The following is a 520-nucleotide window of genomic DNA, read 5'->3' as shown; positions in this document are numbered from 1 at the left end:
ATTGTATGCCTAGTTTAAAATACAATTCGTATGAATTTGCCAAACAAGGCAGCGGGATCATGACGGTGCATTTGTATGTGGTCATACTTCCTACAAGACATTCTCAGGTACGCCATGAGATGTCAAACACAAAGGTTCTACATTCCATTGACCTGTTCTGCCTATAGTACACAATTTCATTTAAAGATGTTGTCCAACTCATTTAGTTGTTCTTCAATTGAGAAATTTGTGAAATTAGATGCATGAAATTAGCGCAAGCATAATGTACCCCAAAACAACAGCCTTCTTTCTCGAAATCTCCGCTCTGAAAGAACAAAAAGAGCCCGGTTAGCTCAGTCGGTAGAGCATGAGACTCTTAATCTCAGGGTCGTGGGTTCGAGCCCCACATTGGGCGCAAGCTTAATCTTTCGAGTTGTCTTGGGCAATCGTTCCAATTCAATGGTATTGTATGCCTAGTTTAAAATACAATTCGTATGAATTTGCCAAACAAGGCAGCGGGATCATGACGGTGCATTTGTAT

1 tRNA gene is annotated in these 520 nt (G+C 40.8%); it reads left to right on the top strand.

From position 1 onward, the window contains the following. Nucleotides 1-321 precede the first annotated feature (321 nt). Nucleotides 322-394: transfer RNA gene (locus ACKJSM_RS28715), tRNA-Lys, on the top strand. Nucleotides 395-520 lie beyond the last annotated feature (126 nt).

The organism is Pseudomonas sp. PHC1 (genome assembly GCF_046487845.1).
GTDB classification, from domain to species: domain Bacteria; phylum Pseudomonadota; class Gammaproteobacteria; order Pseudomonadales; family Pseudomonadaceae; genus Aquipseudomonas; species Aquipseudomonas sputi.
Note: the sequence above shows the minus strand (reverse complement) of the source record. Positions and strands in the feature narration are given on the sequence as shown.